The following is a 7,351-nucleotide window of genomic DNA, read 5'->3' on the forward strand; positions in this document are numbered from 1 at the left end:
GTCATCAAAGCTTTTCATGCTGCTAGCCATTTGCTGGGCAAGTTTTTTAAGGTCGGTTTGCTTAGTCATTGCTTATTCTCCGGTTAGTGGATTATAAGCAGTTACACAAAGTTTGGGAAACTCTCAATTTAGGCCAAAAACATCGTAACCTCCAAGGTCGCACGCTCTATTGGGCTATCATAGAGCGTGTTTTTTTATGCGCTAATTCTGCAGTCAGGCGCTAAATCCGTTACAATACGCTCATATTTACCCTATTTATTTAGACTAATCTCTAAATGACCCAACTGCTGAAGCCGAACATTATGAGCGTAGACCCAAAAAAACTAAATCAAGAAGTTGCCAAGCGCCGCACCTTCGCCATTATCTCGCACCCTGATGCGGGTAAGACCACCATGACCGAAAAGCTGCTCCTATGGGGACAAGCGATTCAGGTGGCAGGCGAGGTCAAAGGCCGCAAAACTGATCGCCATGCCACCTCTGACTGGATGAGCATGGAGCAAGAGCGTGGCATCTCTATCACCACCTCCGTCATGCAGTTTCCTTACAAAGACCATATGGTCAATCTACTAGACACCCCAGGTCACGCCGACTTTAGTGAGGATACTTATCGTACTCTGACCGCCGTAGACAGCGCGCTGATGATGGTCGATGGTGCCAAAGGTGTCGAAGAGCGTACCATCAAGCTGATGGAAGTCTGCCGTATGCGTGACACCCCCATCATCTCATTTGTCAACAAGCTCGATCGTCAGATTCGCGAGCCGCTTGAGCTGCTCAGTGAAATCGAAGCGGTACTAAAGATTAAATGCGTGCCCGTCACATGGCCGATCGGTATGGGGCAAGATTTTGTTGGGGTCTATCATCTTGCAGAAGACAAAACCTATCTTTATGAGAAAGGCAATGGCGGCAAGATGACCGTCTCTGAAACGCGTGAAGGCTACGATTATCCTGATATACGCGAGCGTCTAGGTCAGCTGATGTTTGATGCTTTTGAGGAGTCACTTGAGCTGGTACAAATGGCGCTCGAAGAGTTCGATGTAGAGGCGTTTTTAAAAGGCGAGATGACCCCTGTGTTGTTTGGTACCGCGCTGGGCAACTTTGGCGTCAATATGGTACTTGATACCTTGGTCAAATATGCCCCGCCACCCAAAGCCCATCCAACGACTGAGCGCGAAGTGGCTGCGACCGAAACGGCGTTTAGTGGTTTTGTCTTTAAGATTCAGGCCAATATGGACCCGCGCCATCGTGACCGCATCGCGTTTTTGCGGGTCTGCTCAGGTAAATACGAAAAAGGCATGAAAATGAAGCACGTGCGTTTGGGCAAAGACGTGCGTATTGCTGATGCCTTAACCTTTTTAGCGGGTGACCGTGAAGCGCTAGAAGAGGCGTATCCGGGTGATATTATTGGCCTACATAATCACGGGACAATCTCTATCGGTGATAGCTTCACCGAAGGCGAGGAGCTGAACTTTACGGGGATTCCGCACTTTGCCCCTGAGCTGTTTCGCCGTGTGGTATTAAAAGACCCGCTCAAATCCAAAGCGCTACAAAAAGGCCTACAGCAGCTCTCCGAGGAAGGTGCCACGCAGGTGTTTATGCCGCAGATTAATAACGACTTAATCTTAGGCGCGGTCGGTGTCCTGCAGTTTGAGGTGGTGGCCCATCGTCTGAAAGAAGAGTACAAAGTACAGTGCAGCTTTGAGCCGGTCTCTATCGCTACCGTACGCTGGATTCACTGTGATGATGAGGCAGCATTGGCGAAGTTTAAGAAAAAAGCCCATGACCAATTATCATTAGATGGTGGTGGTTATCTGACTTACCTTGCGCCATCACGTGTCAACTTGCAATTGATGCAAGATCGTTATCCAGAAATCACCTTTAGCAGCACGCGTGAGCATTAAAACGACTGTTATCAAATCAACCGTATCACTATATTGTTCATTGATTAAGACACGCTAGCCGTGTCTTTTTTATTGTCCGTTATTTATGCGGCAAATGAGTCAAGAGAGGTTTTGAGTGATTAGCAACACTTCAAAAACACAAACAGTGTTCCTACAATACAGCGTCATTGTTACGGTAGAATGTTAAACAATACTTTATATTATAAAAAGGAATGCATGAAAGCTATGGTTCAATCTCATCTTAATAGGTTCACGCTGACGCATACTTCTTTAGGCAGAGTAGGGCGTATACGGCGAATTGGTCTCTTAGCAAGCGGTTTACTGATGGGGGCCGCTAGTCTGTCCGCAAATGCAGGTAGCCTAATCAGCTCAACAGAGTATCTCGATTATCAGTTACCAGAAAAAATTCAAAAGATATGTACTGAGCGTGATAATTGCCCAGATATTGAAGTCAAATATCTCAAAAGCAATCACAGCTGGATAGACAACACCGTCAACGCCCGTATTGATGCGCTGGTGGTCAATAGCAAACCTAGTGAGTCAGGCGCACGAGTGGTAAAAACGCCTGACGATGTCAAAGCGGCGCTTGATGAGTTTGTGACCTCACAGTTTGCGGAGGTTCCAGCAGACAGCGTGTTTGTCTATAGCCTTATGGTCACGCCAGAATACTTAGGTCACGTCAATGATTTTGAGCTGTTTGAGATCAACTCCTACGTCTTTACTGGTGGTGCACACGGCATGCCTTATAGCGAGTATTTAACGTTTGATCTGACCACCAAAAAACAAGTCACTCTTGATGACATGCTGATCAAAGGCAAAAAGCCTCGTTTTGAAGCACTCGCACATGATGCGTATAAAGCATGGGTTAAAACGGTCGCTGATGATGTCAGTAGCTATGAGAAAAGCTGGCCGTTTGTGTTGAGCGACAATGTGACCTTGACAGAGACAGGGATTAACATTCGTTATCAGCACTATTCTATCGGTCCATACGCCTACGGTATGCCGGTATTGAGCATCCCTTATAGCCAGCTTCAGGGGGTTATCAAACCGCAGTTTTTGCCAGCGCGCCTGTCGAATAAATAGTTATCGTTGATGTGTCTGGCACATTTGGCCGATCATCGATCAAATCTGAGAGATAGCTGAATACATTACATGTAAAATTTCATAAAAAATAAGGAGTCATAGCATGATGAACCATACAGATAATGCACATACCACCGCAGATGCAGACAGTTGGCGTCTCAATGCCGTAACCGAAGCGTTGGGCGATTTGACATTGACCGTCACAGATAGCCTCTCGATTGGCCGTGGCAGCGACAATGATGTGGTGCTAGGCAGTAAAGCGGTGTCACGCAACCACGCAGTACTGAGCGTGCTGGATACTGAGCTTTATGTCAAAGACTTAGACTCCTCTAACGGAACCTTTGTTAATAATAAGCGTATTGAGGCGAATAAAACGGTTCAGCTGAACGCCGACGATAAGCTTGGCTTTGCTAGCTTTGAGTTTCAAGTAATGGCTTTAGCTGCCGAGGATATAGAGTCAAGCGCCATTGATCCAGCCACCAAAGGGCCGAAAGCAAAAGAGCCAGAAGAGATAGTAGGCTCAGAGCAAGAAGATCTAGAGAGCACTAGCACGCCATCGAAGCAGTCGGCAACAGAGTCATCACTGCCACCTGCCGCTGTTGAAGAAACGATCCCAGCAAGACCTGCATCACCGAGTGAGACAGTTTCAGTAGAAGCTACGCCAGAGCCAGTGGTAAAAGAAACGATCGTCGAGGAGGTGCTCGCGGCTAGTGCAGGCGAGGCCGCTATGTCCGCCGCCCCTGTAGAAGAAGATATTATTGCCCCTACGCCAGCTCAAAATGAACCTCAAGAAACTGTTGAGGCAGAGCCAGTAGCCAAAGAACAAGTCGCTGCAATGCCAGTAGTCGAAGAGCCAGTCGTTAAAGAGCCGGCCACTAAAGATCCAGTCGTTGAAGAACCAATAGTAAAAGAGCCAAAAGCCGAAGCACCTGTAGCCGAACGCCAAAGTCCTGAGCATGACAAAACCACCAAAACTGCGCTACAAGAAGAAGCCGATCCTGAGGTGCTGCGCGCCAAGCAAGCAGCGACCGCTCAGTTTTCAGGAACTGCCAATCTCGGTCAGGAGCGCGACCTTGGTACCGAAGGCAACAATGCCATGGAGCAAGCCATCAATAATCCTGCCAATGCTGGCCAAGTAGAGAAAAAGTCCAGCGGCGGTTGGTTTGTATGGGTGTTTATTGCAATTTTGATTATCGGGTTGGCGTTATGGTTGTTTAATATGGGCGGCGCTTAATTTTAATGGCGTTTCATTTTAATATAGTACTGGCCAGTCCGTTTGAGCCGCTATAACCCCAGCGGGCTTTGATATAATTAGCGGCTACCAGTTATCCTTACTATGCCACTGATAATAAACTAAGCCACCAATCTGCCATTTTTATAGCGTCAACATTCAGTAGAGTGTTGACGCTATCTTGCATTTGTATTGTGACTATCGTTTTTACTGTTCTTATCTTTTGCCAATCGTTTGCTAAGAGAGTTTCATTATGATGACCTTTGAAGAATATCAAGCTTTTCAAGACCGTGGTTTTAGCCATGCGCCACTGATAAAAAAACGCTTGATGGATGCCCAAACGCCAGTCTCGGTGTTTTCCAAAGTACGTGATTTGAGCGGTTCGGCCTACTTGTTTGAGTCAGTGGCAGGCGGTGAGCGTTGGGCACGGTATTCGATGATTGGTCTGGGTGGTGATCTGATCGTGCAATATATAGATGGGGCAATGACGGTCAAAAAAAATGATCATATCGACGTGGAGATGGTAGACCAACCATTTGAGTATATTCGTACCCTGATGGCAGAGTATCAAATGCCAACTTCAACAGACATGCCGGCACTGCCGAGCTTTAGCGGTGGTCTGGTTGGGTATTTCGGCTACGATATGGTACGGGTGATCGAGCCGAGTATGGGAGAGTGTGAAGCGCCCAACCCAATGACCATGCCTGATATGTGGCTCATGCTATCGATGAATGTGATAGTCTTTGATAGGCTAGAAAATACCCTATCTATCATCGTCTATGCTGACTGCAGAAGCGATGACGGCTATAGCCATGCCATTCGCGAGCTAGAAAAAATAGAAGACAAGCTGACAGAGATGCCAAGCTTGTACGCCCCTATCATGCCCACACCTAAGTTTAAATCGCATACTGGCATGGATAAATACAGTACGGATGTCAATAAAATCAAAGACTACATTATGACAGGGGATGTGCAGCAAGTGGTGCCAGCCCAGCGCCTGACCGCGGATTATAAAGGCAACTCGCTGGCAGTGTATCGTGCGCTGCGATTTTTAAACCCATCACCGTATTTGTTTTTAGTGCATGGCTACACGTTAGATGATCACAAACGTTTTGATATCATCGGTGCCTCTCCTGAGATGCTATCTCGCGTGGAGGATGGCCGTGTCAGCGTGCGTCCGCTGGTAGGCACACGCAAACGTGGCCAAGATGCCGCCGCCGATTTAGCACTTGAGACGGCGATGCTCGCTGACCAGCAAGCGGTCGCCGAGCACTGCAAGCTCGTTGACTTAGCATGTGATGATCTTAGCCGCGTCTGTGAAGATGGCAGCGTTGAGGTCAGCCAAAAAATGGCTGTCGAGCGTTATTCGCAAGTGATGCAGGTGGCCTCTCATGTTGAGGGTGCGATAACTGCTGACAAAGATGCGCTCGATGTACTGTGTGCCACTTTTCCTGCAGGCTCACTGTCAGGTGCACCCAAAATCCGCGCGATGCAAATCCTCGATGAGATTGAGCCGGTGCGTCGTAGCGTCTTTGGCGGCTGCGTTGGTTATTTGGGCTGGCATGGCAATATGGACACCGCGATAGCGGTGCGCACAGCGGTGATGCGCCGCGGCAAGATACATATCCAAGTAGGCGCAAGTGTGAATGACAGTGCTACTGCAGACGCGATGTGGGAGGAGACCAACCAAAAAGCCCAAATACTGATAAAAGCCGTAAAAATGGCCTGTAATGGATTACGTATTCGCTAACGGCTAGGCTTACAGCGAACGGTAAAACAAGCACAAATGCTATGACTGCGATAAAAGCGGTTTTATGGCCAAAAAAACAGTAACATAATCAACCGCTTGACAGTTAATGTGAAATTAATCGCAAAAAAAATAAAAAAGGGCTTGCGTCTCTCAAAATATTTGATAGAATAGCCACCACTTTGAGAGAACAAGCCGACTTAGCTCAGTTGGTAGAGCAACTGACTTGTAATCAGTAGGTCGCCAGTTCGATCCCGGCAGTCGGCACCATCTCTTTTAAAGTCGCTTTTTATAAAATTGTCTTGTTTTAAAGTCATTTTTGTTCAAAGCACCCTAAGGTGGGATTGGGGAGCGGTCAAACCCAACAGACTGTAAATCTGTCGCGAAAGCTTCGAAGGTTCGAATCCTTCTCCCACCACCATATTTTAAGTTTGTCATAGCGCCAAGCAAGCTCTTATTATGATAGACTCTCTATTAGAGTCAGCCAAAACAAGAGTAATTGCGGGTGTGGTATAATGGTAACACCTTAGCCTTCCAAGCTAATGACGCGGGTTCGATTCCCGCCACCCGCTCCATATATACACCATCGCAAAGACTATCAATAATACATCACGACAGTCAGTTATCATTGCTGCATCGTGATATTTTTTTTAGTAAATCTACAGATTTCTGCTGTAGTTATTAAAAATATGCTCATATAGCTCAGCGGTAGAGCACTCCCTTGGTAAGGGAGAGGTCTCGAGTTCAATTCTCGATATGAGCTCCATTTATTGTTTTAGCTTTTTGTGTTTGCTTTGAGCTTTAATACACAGCTTTACGTCGATATCGAAATTATAGAATATTGAAAACTATAAAATTAGTGTGGCAGATTATAATTCAAAGGTGACACTGAGGTGTTGCCTTTTAGTGCTGTCAATTGGTTAACAAAGCAGTAACGCTTCAGCTGGTAGATTGGTTAGGGACTCGTAAGATATCGTAACGCAACCGCCATATCGCGATACCGTGGATGATGGGCAATCGCGCAAAAAGCAAGTATAATAACTAAACATATAAGTGTAATCAAAAATAAGCTTGAATAAAAACAAGTTTGAATAAAGCATTGAAACGTACCGTGTTTAGAGGCAAATGAAGAGTCTTGTGTTTGCGATAAGATGTTAAGCAAGGTCGTTTTAGTAGTTAAGCCATAGCGTCAACGGTTTGATGGTTGAATATGCATCAGAAGCCGTCAAACAGCTATTCACTGATCTTTTATTGATAAAGATTCACCAAAAAAAGAGGAATTACCCATGGCAAAGGCCAAGTTTGAACGCAACAAGCCACACGTCAACGTCGGCACCATCGGACACGTTGACCACGGTAAAACAACCCTAACCGCCGCTATCGCAACCGTAG

Annotated in this window: 5 protein-coding genes and 4 tRNA genes; all 9 read left to right on the plus strand. The window is 46.5% G+C overall.

All coding sequences use genetic code 11. From position 1 onward, the window contains the following. Positions 1–302: 302 nt before the first annotated feature. Entirely contained in the window at positions 303–1,898 is a 1,596-nt protein-coding gene (locus JMX98_RS13070) for a peptide chain release factor 3 (protein WP_201587217.1), read from the plus strand. A gap of 324 nt (positions 1,899–2,222) precedes the next feature. Continuing rightward, the gene (locus JMX98_RS13075; protein ID WP_227680179.1) at positions 2,223–2,981 is read left to right on the plus strand and encodes an RsiV family protein; all 759 of its coding nucleotides are present in this window, start codon (positions 2,223–2,225) and stop codon (positions 2,979–2,981) included. Between the two features lie 103 nt (positions 2,982–3,084). Further along, a complete protein-coding gene (locus JMX98_RS13080; protein ID WP_227680180.1) occupies positions 3,085–4,215 on the plus strand; it encodes an FHA domain-containing protein in 1,131 nt (376 codons plus the stop codon). 250 nt (positions 4,216–4,465) lie between these two features. Next, on the plus strand, positions 4,466–5,962 hold the full coding sequence (locus JMX98_RS13085; RefSeq protein WP_201587222.1) for an anthranilate synthase component I family protein: 1,497 nt from the start codon (positions 4,466–4,468) through the stop codon (positions 5,960–5,962). Between the two features lie 191 nt (positions 5,963–6,153). Then, a tRNA-Thr gene (locus JMX98_RS13090) sits at positions 6,154–6,229 on the plus strand. 67 nt (positions 6,230–6,296) lie between these two features. Continuing rightward, positions 6,297–6,380 (plus strand) — tRNA-Tyr (locus JMX98_RS13095). 80 nt (positions 6,381–6,460) lie between these two features. After that, a tRNA-Gly gene (locus JMX98_RS13100) sits at positions 6,461–6,534 on the plus strand. A 116-nt stretch (positions 6,535–6,650) separates the two neighbouring features. Beyond that, positions 6,651–6,725 (plus strand) — tRNA-Thr (locus tag JMX98_RS13105). A gap of 520 nt (positions 6,726–7,245) precedes the next feature. Next, positions 7,246–7,351 (plus strand): GTP-binding protein (locus JMX98_RS13110; RefSeq protein WP_087553676.1); only part of this gene is annotated, 106 nt, incomplete at its 3' end.

Source organism: Psychrobacter sp. HII-4 (assembly GCF_904846595.1).
Classification (GTDB): Bacteria; Pseudomonadota; Gammaproteobacteria; order Pseudomonadales; family Moraxellaceae; genus Psychrobacter; species Psychrobacter celer.